The sequence below is a fragment of the Pseudomonas sp. TSO6 genome, from assembly GCF_056098905.1.
Window position 1 is genome coordinate 1 of record NZ_JBLZWV010000060.1, and the last position, 15,184, is coordinate 15,184.

14 protein-coding genes are annotated in these 15,184 nt (G+C 61.5%); 5 read left to right on the forward strand and 9 right to left on the reverse strand.

Translation table 11 applies throughout. The annotated features are described in order from the left end of the window. Positions 1-283: 283 nt before the first annotated feature. Positions 284-1,648: a PQQ-dependent sugar dehydrogenase gene (locus ACN6NG_RS23085; protein ID WP_474316421.1), complete on the forward strand. Its 1,365-nt coding sequence runs from the start codon at positions 284-286 to the stop codon at positions 1,646-1,648. Positions 1,649-1,659: 11 nt separating this feature from the next. On the opposite strand, the gene ACN6NG_RS23090 is transcribed toward ACN6NG_RS23085, so the two are convergent. The 6 genes from ACN6NG_RS23090 to ACN6NG_RS23115 all read right to left on the reverse strand — a co-directional run bounded on the left by ACN6NG_RS23090 (position 1,660) and on the right by ACN6NG_RS23115 (position 9,123). Beyond that, positions 1,660-4,206 (reverse strand): dermonecrotic toxin domain-containing protein, encoded by a 2,547-nt coding sequence (locus tag ACN6NG_RS23090; protein WP_474316424.1) that lies wholly within the window; start codon positions 4,204-4,206, stop codon positions 1,660-1,662. A gap of 186 nt (positions 4,207-4,392) precedes the next feature. Then, positions 4,393-4,926 carry a C40 family peptidase gene (locus tag ACN6NG_RS23095; protein WP_086974692.1) on the reverse strand — a complete coding sequence of 178 codons (534 nt, stop codon included), beginning with the start codon at positions 4,924-4,926 and terminating at the stop codon, positions 4,393-4,395. A gap of 139 nt (positions 4,927-5,065) precedes the next feature. Next, positions 5,066-5,707: a C40 family peptidase gene (locus ACN6NG_RS23100; RefSeq protein WP_197863910.1), complete on the reverse strand. Its 642-nt coding sequence runs from the start codon at positions 5,705-5,707 to the stop codon at positions 5,066-5,068. Between the two features lie 126 nt (positions 5,708-5,833). After that, complete coding sequence (hda, locus tag ACN6NG_RS23105) at positions 5,834-6,541, reverse strand: DnaA regulatory inactivator Hda (protein WP_016485270.1); 708 nt, start codon at positions 6,539-6,541, stop codon at positions 5,834-5,836. Positions 6,542-6,969: 428 nt separating this feature from the next. Next, positions 6,970-8,043 carry an AI-2E family transporter gene (locus tag ACN6NG_RS23110; protein ID WP_474316428.1) on the reverse strand — a complete coding sequence of 358 codons (1,074 nt, stop codon included), beginning with the start codon at positions 8,041-8,043 and terminating at the stop codon, positions 6,970-6,972. 12 nt (positions 8,044-8,055) lie between these two features. Then, the gene (locus tag ACN6NG_RS23115; protein ID WP_232877190.1) at positions 8,056-9,123 is read right to left on the reverse strand and encodes a DUF2066 domain-containing protein; all 1,068 of its coding nucleotides are present in this window, start codon (positions 9,121-9,123) and stop codon (positions 8,056-8,058) included. A 255-nt stretch (positions 9,124-9,378) separates the two neighbouring features. On the opposite strand from ACN6NG_RS23115, the gene purM reads away from it, so the two are divergent. From purM to ACN6NG_RS23130, 3 genes are read left to right on the forward strand one after another with little or no spacing between them, the layout of a single operon-like run. Beyond that, positions 9,379-10,437 (forward strand): phosphoribosylformylglycinamidine cyclo-ligase, encoded by a 1,059-nt coding sequence (gene purM / locus ACN6NG_RS23120; RefSeq protein WP_016485267.1) that lies wholly within the window; start codon positions 9,379-9,381, stop codon positions 10,435-10,437. Next, positions 10,437-11,090 (forward strand): phosphoribosylglycinamide formyltransferase, encoded by a 654-nt coding sequence (gene purN, locus ACN6NG_RS23125; RefSeq protein ID WP_232877188.1) that lies wholly within the window; start codon positions 10,437-10,439, stop codon positions 11,088-11,090. Before purM ends, purN begins: the two co-directional genes overlap by 1 nt. Positions 11,091-11,098: 8 nt before the next feature. Further along, positions 11,099-11,809 (forward strand): DUF3108 domain-containing protein, encoded by a 711-nt coding sequence (locus tag ACN6NG_RS23130; RefSeq protein WP_016501109.1) that lies wholly within the window; start codon positions 11,099-11,101, stop codon positions 11,807-11,809. Between the two features lie 355 nt (positions 11,810-12,164). On the opposite strand, the gene ACN6NG_RS23135 is transcribed toward ACN6NG_RS23130, so the two are convergent. Continuing rightward, positions 12,165-13,223, reverse strand: a complete 1,059-nt coding sequence (locus tag ACN6NG_RS23135) for an IS110 family RNA-guided transposase (protein WP_474316440.1) — start codon at positions 13,221-13,223, stop codon at positions 12,165-12,167. Between the two features lie 258 nt (positions 13,224-13,481). Between ACN6NG_RS23135 and ACN6NG_RS23140 the strand changes: the two genes are divergently transcribed. Next, positions 13,482-13,664 (forward strand): hypothetical protein, encoded by a 183-nt coding sequence (locus ACN6NG_RS23140; RefSeq protein WP_016501110.1) that lies wholly within the window; start codon positions 13,482-13,484, stop codon positions 13,662-13,664. A gap of 45 nt (positions 13,665-13,709) precedes the next feature. On the opposite strand, the gene ACN6NG_RS23145 is transcribed toward ACN6NG_RS23140, so the two are convergent. Both ACN6NG_RS23145 and mazG read right to left on the reverse strand, forming a co-directional pair. Continuing rightward, entirely contained in the window at positions 13,710-14,249 is a 540-nt protein-coding gene (locus ACN6NG_RS23145) for a DUF2058 domain-containing protein (protein ID WP_016501111.1), read from the reverse strand. Positions 14,250-14,275: 26 nt separating this feature from the next. Next, positions 14,276-15,109: a nucleoside triphosphate pyrophosphohydrolase gene (mazG, locus tag ACN6NG_RS23150; protein ID WP_049276301.1), complete on the reverse strand. Its 834-nt coding sequence runs from the start codon at positions 15,107-15,109 to the stop codon at positions 14,276-14,278. Positions 15,110-15,184 lie beyond the last annotated feature (75 nt).

Here is a 15,184-nt window from a genome sequence, read left to right on the forward strand (position 1 = left end):
TTGATCTAGGTTTTGATCTTCGCGAGTTCAGGAGGCTGAACGCTGGCCTTGCGATGGGAGGTGACGGGCATCCATGCCCGTCACCTCCCTCCGCAAGCCCTGCGCTCGGCCTCCTGAAGTCGCAATCTGCGTCGCCTGGACTATCGCGAGCTTAGAAGCAAAAGCCGAAGCAAGAGCAAGAGCAAGAGCAAGAGCAAGAGCAAGAGCAAGAGCAAACGGAGGGGAACCCGGCGAACCCAACCGGCCTCTCAAGTCAACAGGCCTTCTTTAGAGGACGCCGCACATGAAATGCCTGATGCCTTGGTTAATCGCAGCCAGCCTGGCAGGCTGCGGCGAAACAGCCCTGTTGAGCGTAAACGAGGGCAGCGGGCCAACCCCTAGCCTCCCCGCTCCGGTCAAAACACTGATCCCCACCGTAAACATCGCCCCCGCCGTCGGCTGGCCAAAAGGCAGCAAGCCGACCGCTGCGCCAGGGACGCAAGTCGAAGCCTTCGCCAGCGGCCTCGACCACCCACGCTGGCTCTACTTGCTGCCCAACGGCGATGTGCTGGTGGCCGAGACCAACGCGCCACCCAAGCCCGAAGATGGCAAGGGCATCCGCGGCTGGGCGATGGGCAAGGCGATGAAACGCGCCGGCGCGACCGTGCCCAGCGCCAACCGCATCACCCTGCTGCGCGATGCCAACCACGATGGGGTGGCAGAAATCCGCACCCCTTTCATCGAAGGGCTCAACTCACCGTTCGGCATGACGCTGGTGGGCAAGGACTTGTACGTGGCCGACACCGACAGGTTACTGCGCTTCCACTATGAAGCAGGCGTCATGCAGATTACCGAAAAGGGCCAAGCGGTGACCGAGTTGCCCGGCGGGCCGCTGAACCATCACTGGACCAAGAACGTGATCGCCAGCCCCGACGGCAAGAAGCTTTATGTGACGGTTGGCTCTAACAGCAACGTCGGGGAGAACGGTATGGAGAAGGAACAAGGACGCGCCGCTATCTGGGAAGTGGACCCGGCAAGCGGCAAGCACCGGCTGTTCGCCACCGGCCTGCGCAACCCCAATGGACTGGCTTGGGAGCCGCACAGCAACGTCTTGTGGACAGCAGTCAACGAGCGTGACGAAATCGGCAGCGACCTGGTGCCCGACTACATCACATCTGTAAAAGAGGGCGGCTTCTACGGCTGGCCCTACAGTTACTACGGCCAACATGTGGACGAGCGCGTGCAGCCGCAGGCTCCGCAGAAAGTAGCCCAGGCGCTGAAACCGGATTATGCGGTTGGCCCGCACACCGCATCGCTAGGGCTGGCGTTCATCGGGCCCGGCGTATTACCGGCGCCTTTTGAACAAGGGGCACTGGTCGGCCAGCATGGCTCGTGGAACCGCAAGCCGCACAGTGGCTACAAGGTGATATTCGTGCCGTTCGACCGTTCAGGCAAACCTGCAGGTCAACCCATCAATCTGCTCACAGGTTTTCTGGATAGTCAGGACAAGGCGATGGGGCGGCCGGTGGGCGTGATCAATGATGGTCGCGGTGGGGTATTGGTGGCCGACGATGTCGGCAATGTCGTCTGGCGAATCAGCAAGAACGCCGGGCACGGTATGAACCAGGGTGCTGCTGCCCAAGCTATTCCCGGCAGCAGCGCCTACTGATAATTCCGGCATCAGGCCGGGAAAAAACGTTGCGCCAACGTAGGTGTACGGAACTGCACCCTATAGGCGGCCTCATCGAAAGGCAGCCCCGTGCGCAAGTCATACACAGGGCCAGAGGCAGGCTTGCCGGTTTGCCCCAGCGTCACCTTGATGAAGCGGTAATGCTCACCATACACCTGCTCCAGGCCCTCGATGCGTAAATAGTTACCCGGCAACATCAACGATTCACCTTCTTTCCAGTAAATGGAAAACGCGCTGATCGGCGTTGCCCCCCGGTAACGCCCGGCCGCCAACTCGAACACGACCGAACTGTCATCGAACAGCCCAGGCAAACCACCCGGCGCCTGGGCGAAGGGCAAGCAGGCGAACTCGGTAACCTTGTAGGGGTTTTCAGTGAATGACGTCAGGTCGCTATTGACCAGCACATCACCCACTCGCAGCTGGCCATTTCTGTAGTGCTCGCCGCCGGTACCTCGCGAGCGGTGCCCCCCGCGATACAAGGTCACCTCGTTGCTTTTGGGGAGCAACCCCAGGCTATCGGCCAGATCATTGATGTAGCTGTCTTCGTCACCGTACTGATAACGCCCGGCGCGGAACACATCGTTCACGGTGGACTCGTTGCTGGTGTACCACTCGACCAGCGCATTGAAATACTCATGCCCACAGCGATAGGAATAGTGAGGCCGTCCCCCACCCTTGACACAATCCAGCCCCCGCTCATCCAGGTCCGGCGCCTGCCCAGCCGGCAACTCGGCCACAGGCCATTTGTCCAGTAATGTTGTCTGGCGCTCCAGAGCCTCTTCAGCCAGCCGCGTGCTCAACGCGTCGTCGATGGCCGTGTAGGTATCCCAGAACGGCGACGATGTACTGGGTATTCCTTCCACAGCCGGAGGGCTGCCGCCAAGCAACCGGGGCGGGGCCAGCAGCTCCCACTCACCCGCCGTGTTCAAACGTATGGGGTTGAGCGGGCCAAAGGCATACGGGTTATCAACGGGCACCACCAACCAGGCAGCCAGCTCATGGCTGTACCGCACCCGGTAAGGAAGGCCATTCAAGGTTACCCAGCACTTGCCATCGTCAGTCATGCGAATGCCACGCAGGCGACCGCTCAAGCCCAACTCACCACCCAACAGTGCGTTGGTCTCCTGGCCCTCCACCGAGAGCGTGGCACTGGCGCTTGCCTGCCAGTGCGCCAGGCCAATGCCTGTTTCATGGGGCGGTGCCGGTTTTGCAACGGACACCAGGCTAGACCGTGCAGTTACATCCAACAGGTTGAGGCTTGCGAACAGGCTGTCGATAACTGCCGAACGCAGCGCCCGCTTGCGCGATTGCGCATCTGCCGCGAGCAGGGCTTCGTCTATATCCAGGGCCACCTTGGCCACACCCGCGCCGAGCAACATCAGAGATATTGGCCAGCCCAAAGGAACGAACCCGCCGAAGACCCCTATGAATGCAGACAGATAACCGCTGAGCATTGCCTTGCGCAGGCTTGCGTTGTCCCGCATCAGTTGCGCATTGCGGCGCATCTCGGCGCTCGCCTGCTCGGTAATGTAGGTGAAAAAGTCACCTTTGAGCGGACACTCGAAAAGCTTGAGTGCGATCAGTGCCGCCTCATCCGAGCGGCTGTCAGCGATGCCCTTCAGATGTATCTTGATCAACTCTCGCCTGACGCTATCGTGCGGGTTGCTGTGCACGCCTGCGATAAAGCTGTCTAGCGCTTGCGGGGTTTGCAATTGCGCTGCAAGCCAACTGGCCATTGCCAGCTCGGAATCGAATGCCATGAGCGCTTCAGCGTGCCACGGCAAGTACGCCAGCACCCGCCCACCTTGAGCATGCAAGCTGAACAGGCATCCCCTGTCCCCTTCGCTAAACACGTAGCGACGGACCGACAACGCCTGCTCGTTGTTGTCCTGACGCAGCTTCTCAAGCGTGGGCAGTTCATCGTCCGCCAGCGTGTTATCTACCATGGCACGCAACTGCCGCCAGTCGGACTGCGAGATCCGCTCGCCGCTCAGGGCACGTCTTCCTTCCCCCAGCAGGTTGGCTTTGACCAGTAGTCGAAAATTCGTCCCGTGAGTCGCCCAGAAGCGCTCGACCTCCTCGCGATACAGCGTTGCGAAGTCCAGCGCCCACAGGTCTTGCTGCACCGCGCTGCCGAGCATGCGGATTTCATTACGCTCGTCGTAGTAAGCCGCGTGAGGCCCCTGCCAATAGAACCCTCCGCGCAGGTCCAGCTCATCGGCAGCATCTTGGAAGTAGACATCGAACCGCTCTATTACCAGCTTGGTGAACACCAGCGACTTCTGCGGTGGCCCGCCATGCTGCCAGCCCGTAAAACTGCGGCTGCTGGAGCTTTGGGTATTGAACTGGTGCCACCAGACGAACCGCGGGTCCATGTGCTGACCGGTGTGCTTGTAGACGAGCTGCTCCGCGTGCCTGCTCGCCAGCAGGTAGGCATCAGGGTAATCTCGCAGCACCTCATCGGCCAACCGCAGCAACGGGATCACAGTATCTGCAACCTCGAGGCTACGTCGGGTTTGTTCTTCGATCTTGCTCACGGCCCACTCCAGATGGCACCCAAAGGCGACATCCTGGTATTCCCATGGCGTGAATAGCAGTAGGTAAAAACTACCGGGGAGAGAGGCGTGGTGTGGTGATGAAGGGCAAGACACGGCGCCGCAGGCGTGGCTCGGCACATGCAGAAGCAGTGCTGAACTGCTTCTGAGATATGCCACTCAACGGTGTCAGGGGTTCTGCGCCAGATGCCCTTGCGGAATCACACGCTTGGCCTGCAGGTAGGCTTTGGCCCAGTAGCTGTTGGACAGGTAGTCCAGACGCACCGTGCCGCCCGTGGAAGGCGCATGCACGAAGCGCCCTTCCCCTACATAAATGCCTGCATGGCTGACCTGCGAGCCGCCACTGGTGGCGAAGAACACCAGATCACCGGATTGCAGCGCCTTGGCATCCACCGTCGGTGCGCGCATGACGATCATCTCCCGCGTGGAACGCGGCAAGCTGATGCCGGCCGCATCACGGTAGACGTATTTGATCAAACCACTGCAATCGAAGCCGGAGTCCGGGGTGTTGCCGCCCCAGCGGTAAGGCGTACCCACCAGGCCTATGGCGCGGATTAGCACGTCATCGGCAATCGGCGAAGGGCTCGGTTGGCTATAGCTAACCTGCGGCTGAACCACAGGGGCCGGCGCAGGCGCACGGCTGGAGCAGGCAGCAAGCAATGCCGCCAGGGAGAGAAATGCGAAGCGCGCCATCTTTATCATGGCCAGAACATCCTGTCTGAGACCGCTGCGCAGCAGCCGAAAAGAGTTGAGAATTTAGATTAGACGCTTTCTATAAATGCGCACGGCGGCGAGCTTTTTTCAAAGCATCGCCGCCGCGGCAGGATATATCATTTTGCCATCAGTTGCGCGCGATGTTGGTCGGCGCCATGGCCAAGGCACGCTTGGCTTCGATGAAGGTCTTGCTCCAGTAGCGGTCACCGAGGCTGTCGATGCGCACGCCACCGCTGCGGCGGCTGCTGGAGTGGATGAACTGGTTGTCACCCAGGTAGATGCCGGCATGGCTGACGCGGCCGCGACCATTGGTGCTGAAGAACAGCAGGTCACCTGGCTTGAGCTTGTTGCGTGCCACTTTCGGGGCATCGACGTTGATCATTTCACGCGTGGAGCGCGGCAGGGTCATGCCCGCCTCTTCGCGGAACAGGTAGCCGATGAAACCACTGCAGTCGAAACCGGACTTTTCCGAGGTACCACCGAAGCGGTAGCGGGTGCCGATCAAGGCCATGCCGCGCTCGAGAATGCTGTCCGCCAACACTGGAAGCTGGTAAGGCTTGCTGTTGCTGGAGAAAGCCTCCAGGTCATCTTCAGTGGCCAGCTCTTCCGGTTCGCCGAATACCGACGAGGACGAGGCCTTGGCCTTGATCACCGATTGTGCGGCGACCGGGGTGTGATCCTGAACTTGAGAAGCTGGGCCTTGGGCCGCGCAGCCAAACAGCAGGGTCACGAGTGCGAGTGGCACGAGGGGTGCGAAGCGCTTTAGCATGGGCACGACCGTGTCTGTAATCCTTTAGAGGGGGAAACTATGCCCTCTATCATGGCCATTTGCAAATTTTATCGAAAAAGATGTGACTTTTCTGTTTTTCCGCTCTGGCCCAGCGTTTTCAGGGGGTTACCAGCCGAGGGTTTCCTTGAGGAAAGGGATGGTGAGCTTGCGTTGTGCCTGGAGCGAGGCCTGGTCGAGGCGCTCGAGCAGGTCGAACAGCGCGCTCATGCTGCGCGCACCGCGGGTGAGGATGAAGTGGCCGACTTCGTCGGTAAGGTGCAGGCCGCGGCGCGAAGCACGCAATTGCAGGGCGCGCAGCTTGTCTTCGTCGGACAGGCCACGCATTTGGAACACCAGGGCCAGGGTCAGGCGCGACTTCAGGTCGGGGAGCTTGATCGGCAGCTCCCGTGGCGATGCCGAGGCGGCCAGCAGCAGGCGCCGGCCGCTGTCGCGCAGGCGGTTGAACAGGTGGAACATTGCCTCTTCCCAGTCTGCCTTGCCTGCAATCACATGCAGGTCGTCGATGCAGACCAGTTCGTACTGGGCCAGGTAGTCGAGCACCTCTACGCCACGGTCGAGCAATTGCGCCAACGGCAGGTAGACGGCGGGCTCACCACGTTGCTGGAAACGATGGGTGGCGGCCTGCAGCAGGTGGCTACGGCCCACACCCTGCTTGCCCCACAGGTAGATAAGGCTCTCGGTCCAGCCGGCGTCGGCTTCGCATAGCCGCTCGACGTAACCCAATGCCGCAGCATTGGCGCCCGGATAGTAGTTGATGAAGGTGGCGTCATCGCGCAGGCGCACACCCAGGGGCAACTGGATCGGTGGTTTCATGCTCGCGGGCGGTCAGCAGGACCGCAGGGGGCCTTTGGTGAACAATCTGCAAAGTCTATACCCGCAACGCGAGGCGCACAATCACGGCAATAGATAGCGCAAGCAAAATCAACAAGTTGCGCTATTTTGGGGCTGATGGTGCAAGTCATTCGATGTTCGGCGCCTGTGAGATCGAGCGCCGCCCGCGCGGCGCATCGCGAGCTAAGCTCGCTCCTACATCTGTTTCGGGCCAATTATTCCTGTGGGTATTGCGCGCGAGCGCCTTGGTGCATGGCTCGATATCGCGTCGTACAAACAAAGCGGTCGCGCGCGCCTGTCACAGGCGTAACTGGCCCGAAACAAATGTAGGAGCGAGCGTAGCTCGCGATGCGCCGCGCGGGCGGCGCTCGATCTCACAGCCGCCCCAACCCTCAAGACGATCCCGGCCATCACAGCTGCGGGTCAATGTCCCCGGCGTACATGTCCGACTCCTTGTACAAGTCATGGGCATGACGCAGCAGCACCATGATCACCGCTGCCACCGGCAGGGCCAGGAGCACCCCGGTGAAGCCGAACAGCTCACCACCGGCAAGAATGGCAAAAATCACCGCAACCGGGTGCAGACCGATGCGATCGCCCACCAGCAGCGGGGTCAGCACCATGCCTTCCAGCGCCTGCCCGGCCATGAATACCGCGACGATGCCCAGCATCGGGTACAGGTCGCCGCCAAACTGGAACAGGCCAGCCACCAGCGCGGCACCAATGCCGATGACGAAGCCCATGTACGGCACGATGGCCGCAAGGCCCGCGAGCATGCCGATCAGCAGGCCCAGTTCGAGCCCCACCAGCATGAGCCCGGCCGAATAGATGATACCCAAGGCCACCATCACCATGAGTTGCCCGCGCACGAATGCCCCCAGTACCTCATGGCATTCGCCTGCCAGGCCCATCACCTGCGGCTCACGCTGGCGCGGTAGCAGGCCGCGTAGCTTGGCCATCATCAGGTCCCAATCGCGCAGCAGATAGAAGCCCACCACTGGGATCAGCACCATGTTCGCCAGCCAGGCCATCAATGCCAGGCTGGAGGCGGTGGCCTGGGACAACAGCATGCCCACGATATCGGTGGTCTGCCCCATGTGCGCGCCGATGGCGGCCTTGATCTTGTCGAACTTCCAGAAGCCATCGACCAGGCCCAGGCGACCCTGCACCCATGGCAGCGCCACCTGTTCGAGCCAGTCGAGCATCTGCGGCGCCAGCTCGTACAGGCGCACCAACTGCTTGGCAAGCATCGGCACCAGCACCAGCAGCAAGGCCATCAGTAACAAGGTGAACAGGCCGAACACCACCACCACGCCCCAAGTGCGCGACAGCCCCAGGCGCTCCAGGCGGTCAACCAGCGGGTCGGCCAGGTAGGCCAGCAGGATGCCGACCAGAAACGGCGTAAGAATGTTGTGCAAGCTATAAAGCAGCACAGCGATCAGCAGGGCTGCACCCAGCCAGATCCAGCGACGAACATCGATCAAGGTATGCTCCCTTTACCAGCGAAAACGCAGGCCGTCGAACGGCTTGGGCGCAGGCGGGGCCGGCGCGGCTTGCTCACCCGTTGCACTCGCGACCGGGGCTGGCGTGACGGGCACTGCGGGCGCCTGCTCTGCGGGTAGTTCCTGCAACTTGGCCAGGCCAAGCTGGGCACGCAGTTGCTCGCGGTTGCCGGTCACGCCATAGGTCAGGGTGGTGCCCTCAACCATCTTCAGGCGCGGGCCGTAGGGCTCAAGTACGCGGGCAAGCTCGGCATAGCGCTGCAGGCTCATCCCCTGTACTTGCACCTGCATCTGGCTGCTGGCGCCCGGGCGGGCGACATAACGCGGCGCCAGGCGGCTGCTTACCGCCAGCATCACCGCATCGGCCAAGGCTGCCGGGTCGGCCCCCTCGGCAGTGCCTTGCTCACGCTGGTCGCCCAGCCACAGCTGCCACTTGCCCTGCCACTTGCCATCGGCTTCCTGGGCATGTACCGCCAGCAAGGCGTCGGCACCATAGCGCTCGGAGGCCTCACGCAACGGTGCCGGGTCGCTGCCTTCGATCTGCTTGGCATTGGCCACCAGTTGCTCCTGCAGGTCGGCCAGCGGCAGGCGCAGCGGCAGGCCACGGTGCTGGGCGGCACGACGCAGAGGCTGGGCGCTGGCCTGGCCGTCACCGACCAGGCTGCTGCCGTCGACACTGTCATTCAGCCACCAGCCGAGAATCGAGGGCCGATTGCTGCCCCACAGCGCGAGGCCGGCCTTGCGCAGGGCGCGCTCGGTACTGCCCGGGTCGAACTCCACCAGCACCGACTCGGGCGGGCCGGCTTCGCTGCCCACCTGGTTGATGATTTGCTGCGGGTCTTTGCGCAGCGCGGCCAACGCCGGGCTCTGCACTGCCTTTGGGTCGCCGGTCAGGCGCAGCACCAGCGTGTCGAGGGCCTTGGCGGTGGCAGCGGTACGGGCTTCGGCGCCCTGCCCGGTGACCGGCTCGCGTACCTGATAAAGGCCAGAGACATTTTCAGCCTGGGCGGTGGCCGCTATCAGGGCCAGGCAACCGGCTGCCAGAATATTGAAAAAACGCATGGAGGATTCCTGTCCAGTCGAGCACGAAGCTCGCTACTTGCAGCTTATACACATGCAACCACATCAACCACCCTCGGCCCTTTTTCAACAATTTACCGCCCTGCCCGTCGGCCTGAGGATGGCCGCTGCCCGGCAACCCTGATAAAATCGCGCGCCTTCACAGACCACTGATGTTTCAGGCAGCCGCCGCTTACCCGCCGGTCTTGGCCGTCATGGTCGTTTTTAAGAATCCCTCCCTCCTAAAGGCCTGGATCAATGAGCAAGCAACCCTCCCTGAGCTACAAGGACGCCGGTGTAGACATCGACGCCGGCGAAGCACTGGTCGAACGCATCAAGGGCGTGGCAAAGCGCACTGCACGCCCTGAAGTCATGGGTGGCCTGGGCGGCTTCGGCGCCCTCTGCGAGATCCCGGCCGGCTACAAGCAGCCAGTGCTGGTCTCCGGCACCGACGGCGTCGGCACCAAGCTGCGCCTGGCGCTGAACCTGAACAAGCACGACAGCATCGGCCAGGACCTGGTCGCCATGTGCGTCAACGACCTGGTGGTGTGCGGCGCCGAGCCGCTGTTCTTCCTCGACTACTACGCCACCGGCAAACTGAACGTAGACGTGGCCGCCACCGTGGTTACCGGCATTGGCGCCGGTTGCGAACTGGCCGGTTGCTCGCTGGTTGGTGGTGAAACCGCCGAAATGCCTGGCATGTACGAAGGCGAAGACTACGACCTGGCCGGCTTCTGCGTCGGCGTGGTGGAAAAGGCCGAGATCATCGACGGCTCCAAGGTTGCCACTGGCGACGCGCTGATCGCCCTGCCGTCCTCGGGCCCGCACTCCAACGGCTACTCGCTGATCCGCAAGATCCTCGAAGTGTCCGCCACCGACATCGAGAACACCCAGCTGGACGGCAAGCCGCTGACCGACCTGCTGATGGCGCCTACCCGCATCTACGTCAAGCCGCTGCTGCAGCTGATCAAGAACACCGGTGCCGTGAAGGCCATGGCCCACATCACCGGTGGCGGCCTGCTGGACAACATCCCGCGCGTATTGCCGAAAAACGCCCAGGCCGTGGTTGACGTAGCCAGCTGGCAGCGCCCGGTGGTATTCGACTTCCTGCAGGAAAAAGGCAACGTCGACGAGCATGAAATGCACCGCGTGCTGAACTGCGGCGTCGGCATGGTCATCTGCGTGGCCCAGGACCAGGTCGAAGCTGCCCTGAACGAACTGCGCGCCGCCGGTGAGCAGCCATGGGTCATCGGCCACATCGCCGAAGCCGCCGAAGGCGCCGCCCAGGTCGAGCTGCAGAACCTCAAGGCACACTGATGCCGAGCAAGACCTGCAATGTAGTGGTACTGCTGTCGGGCTCCGGCAGCAACCTGCAAGCCCTGATCGACAGCTGCCAAGGGCAGGCCAGCCCGGTGCGTATCCGTGCGGTGGTTTCCAACCGCGCCGATGCCTACGGCCTGCAACGTGCGGCGGCGGCCGGCATCGACTGCGTCGTGCTCGACCACACCCAGTTCGACGGCCGTGAAGCCTTCGATGCCGCACTGGTTGCGCGCATCGACGGTTTTGCCCCGGACCTGGTGGTGCTGGCCGGTTTCATGCGCATCCTCAGTGGCGGCTTCGTACGCCACTATCAGGGCCGCCTGCTCAACATCCACCCGTCGCTGCTGCCCAGATACAAGGGCCTGCATACCCATCGCCGGGCGCTGGAGGCAGGCGACGCCGAGCATGGCTGCAGCGTACACTTCGTGACTGAGGAACTCGATGGCGGCCCACTGGTCGTACAGGCTGTTGTACCGGTGGCGTCTGAAGACACCATCGAAAGCCTGGCCCAGCGGGTACACCGCCAGGAACACCTGATCTACCCCCTGGCGGTACGCTGGTTCGCTGAAGGGCGCTTGCGCCTTGGCGAACAGGGTGCATTACTGGATGGCCAGCCGCTGGCGGCCAGCGGTCACTTGATTCGATCCTAGGAGAATTTATGCGTCGCGCCCTGCTCTTGGCTCTCGCCGTGCTTGCCCTGCCCCTCCAGGCAGCTGATCTCAAGCCTTTCTCGGCCAGCTACACCGCCGACTGGAAGCAGCTGCCCATGAGTGGCACCGCCGAGCGCAGCCTGGTCAAGAATGCCAACGGTACCTGGGACCTTAACTTCAAGGCTTCCATGATGATCGCCAGCCTGACCGAGCAAAGCACCCTGCGCCTGGAAAACGACACCCTGCTGCCTCAGAAGTACCACTTCGAGCGCGGCGGCCTGGGCAAAGCCAAGAAGGTCGATTTGAACTTCGACTGGACCGGCAAGAAGGTCACCGGCAGCGACCGTGGCGATGCAGTCAGCCTGCCGCTGAACCGCGGCGTGCTGGACAAGTCGTCCTACCAGCTGGCCCTGCAGCATGATGTAGCCGCCGGCAAGAAAAGCATGACCTACCAGGTCGTTGACGGTGACGAGATCGACACCTACGACTTCCGCGTGCTGGGCACTGAAAAGGTCGCCACCAAGACCGGCCAGGTCGATGCAGTGAAGGTCGAGCGTGTGCGCGACCCGAGCCAGAGCAAACGCATCACCGAGCTGTGGTTCGCCAAGAACTGGGACTACCTGCTGGTGCAACTGCGCCAGGTAGAGACGGATGGCAAGGAGTACGTGATCGTGCTGCAGGATGGCACGGTCGATGGCAAGCCGGTGAAAGGCAACTGATCCAGCACCGCCTGCTGCCCCCAAAGCCCCGCCCAGTGCGGGGCTTTTTCATGCTTTCCGGGGCCGCTCTGCGGCCCTGTCGCGACACAAGGCCGCTCCTATGTATGGACTCGCCCACATTGTCTATCTGCTTTTTGAACATAGGAACCCGGTTGCATCTATGTATCAGGCCTATTCGAGGAAGCTTTTCGCTTCTGGCCAACATCGTGGTGAGCTCGCAGTGTGCCGTTTACATTGAGGCCATTACGTCAGGCCTGTAGGAGCGGAGGCATCTGTCTGCGACGGTCTTACCTAGGGTCAATGTTCACTAGCAGGGGTTGGAGCGCTCAGCGCTCCGGTGGCATTGCTCGGTTGGTCAGAGGCTCATAGCAGCCTCCGGGTTGCTGTTCGGTTTGCGTTGGTAGACCTGATTGCTCTGTAACAGAGCCCAGATAATGCGCAGATTTCGATTAGCCAGTCTGATCGCCGCCTCCTTGCGTCCAAGGCGGGATAGCCAGCGCAAGAGGCGGCGATCGTCTGGCTGATCGGAATCAGGTCTTAGCTGACTCAAGACAGCATGCGCGCCCTGGATCATCAGGCTGCGTATGTAGCCGTCACCTCGCTTGCTCATTCTGCCCAGCCTGATTTTGTTTCCGCTACTGTGCTGGTCCGGCACGATACCGAAGAAGGCGGAATACATTCGGCCACTCGCGAAGCGGCTGGGTTCGGTCTGTTTTGCCACGATCGCCGTGGCGATGATTGGGCCAACGCCACGAATGGTGATCAGCCGCTGTGCCACCTTATCTTGCTGGGCTGTCACTTCGAGCCGTCCACTCAGCGCCGCAATGCGTTCGCCTAAAGACAGCCAGTCAGTCAGCAGTTCATCAAGCAACTCGCGCAACAAGTCGGGCAGAGGCAAGGAGGCATCCTCAAGCGCCCGCGGCACCTGCTGACTGATCGCGGCATCGCCTTGAGGCATGGATACGCCATGCTCAAGCAGCAGGCCACGTATCTGATTGCCCAGCGCTGTATGCCGCTTGATGTTGCCGCGCCGGATGCGATGCAGTGCTTGAATAGCCAGTGCTGTGGTGCTCTTGATCGGTACGGAGGCAATGCTGGTATCGCGACCGGCACGCAGAATGGCATGGGCATCGTTACGGTCGTTCTTCGCGCCGCTGCGGTGTTCGGCGACGCGTTGCGCAGGCAGGATGCGAACCGGATTACCTTTGGTCTGCAGCAGCCTGGCCCAGGCTTGTGCGCCTGGACCGCACTCCATCAAGACAGCCACTGTCGTTGGCAGCCTGGTCAAGAAGTCATGGAATGCTTGACGGGATTTGATGCGATCTTCGTAGATCACCCGACCAGTAGCGTCCTCGCCTGCCAACTGGAAGACCTGTTTGGCCAGGTCTACGCAGATGGTTGTGCAAAGTTCCACATCGGTGGAAGACAGGGAATCGTGCTTCGAACTATGCTTTTTCATGGTCTCGCCCTCGCTGCCGTTGGCTTCTTCGAACGCCACCGTGGCACTGTGATGCCTCGGCGGGGGCGAGTCCATCGATTACAAAAAGCCAGGCCTGGAAGCCGTACATGAAACTTGTTTCATGGCTGTTTTATTTACTTAGCCTGCTAACAAACTCTATAAAGAGGGTGTGCGACACACTGTCGCAGCCAACTGAAGAAGTGGAGTTTACCGATGACAGTCCAAGTAACCGAACGCGACGAATCGAAAATGTCCCACGAAGGCCTGGCCGCTGGCGTGCGGATCTGGGATGTGCACCAACAAGGCCAACTGGTGGGCATGTTCCACAATGAACACGAAGCGCACCAGTACCGCGCAGAGCTGGAAGTCCTGGAAAGCCAGCGCACCACGCAGTGAGCACTCTTCAAATGAAAAACCCCGCCAAGGCGGGGTTTTTCGCGTTTACCACATAAGGTCGTCCGGGATCTTGTAGGCAGCGTACGGGTCGTCCTCGTCCGCTTCCTCGACATGGGTGTTGAGCAACAGGATGCGGTTGGGGTCGCGCTCCTGGATCTTCACCGCCGCCTCACGGGGAATGACCTCATAGCCGCCGGCATGCGCCACGACCGCCAGTGCGCCGTTACTCAACCGGGTCCGCATCAGGGCGTTGACGGCAATGCGCTTGACCTTCTTGTCATCGACGAAGTTGTAGTAATCCTCGGTGTTCAGCTTGGGCAGGCGCGTCGCTTCGATCAACTGCTTGATCTGTGCGGCACGGGCTTTCTGCTCAGCCTTTTCCTGCTGCTGGCGGTTCAGTTCCTGGTCGCGCTTGACCTTTTCGGCCATGGCTTCCTTGGCGATGCGCTGTTGGCTGTCGTCGACTTCGACCTGGCCTTTGTGCTCCATGCGCTTCTGTTTCTTTTCAGCTTTGTTGGTCTGCGAGACCTGTTTCTGGTTGACCAGACCGGCTTTGAGCAATTGGTCGCGAAGGGAAAGGCTCATGAATGTTCACTCACTTATGCAACAGCTCAGCCGCAGCTGGGCAGGTTCTTTTCCTGACGTTTGGCTTCACCCCAAAGGGCGTCCAGTTCGTCAAGGTTACAATCTTCAATGGGGCGGCCACTGTCGCGCAATGCCTGCTCGATAAAACGGAAACGTCGCTCGAACTTGCGGTTGGCGCGGCGCAGGGCATTTTCAGGGTCTTGCTTGAGATGGCGGGCCAGGTTGACGGCGGCAAACAACAGGTCGCCGACCTCATCCTCGAGCGCATCGGCATCACCGTCGGCCATGGCCTGCAGTACTTCATCCAGCTCTTCGCGGACCTTGTCCAGCACCGGCAATGCTTCGGGCCAGTCGAAACCGACCGTGGCCGCACGTTTCTGCAGTTTGGCTGCCCGTGACAGGGCCGGCAAGGCCGACGGTACGTCGTCGAGCAGCGACAATTGCTCGGGCGTGCTTTTCTCGGCACGTTCCTGCGCCTTGATCTCTTCCCAGCGTGACTTGACCTGGGCCTCGTTCAGGCTGGGGGTGTCCAGCGGCGCATAGAGCTCGCCAGTGGGGAATACATGCGGATGGCGGCGAATCAGCTTGCGGGTAATGCTGTCCACCACGCCATCGAACTCGAAACGCCCCTCTTCCCGGGCCAGCTGGCTGTAGTAGACCACCTGGAACAGCAAGTCGCCCAGCTCACCCTGCAGATGCTCGAAGTCGCCGCGCTCGATGGTGTCGGCGACCTCGTAGGCTTCCTCGATGGTGTGGGCAACGATACTCGCGTAGTTCTGCTTCAGGTCCCACGGGCAGCCGTACTGCGGGTCGCGCAGACGGGCCATGAGGTGCAGCAGGTCTTCGAGGGTGTAGGTCATCTAGGCAGGTCCTTCGGCGGTGGCTTCTTCGCGGGCTTGCCCGCTCCCACAGGATGGCTACAGGATCGAGCACCT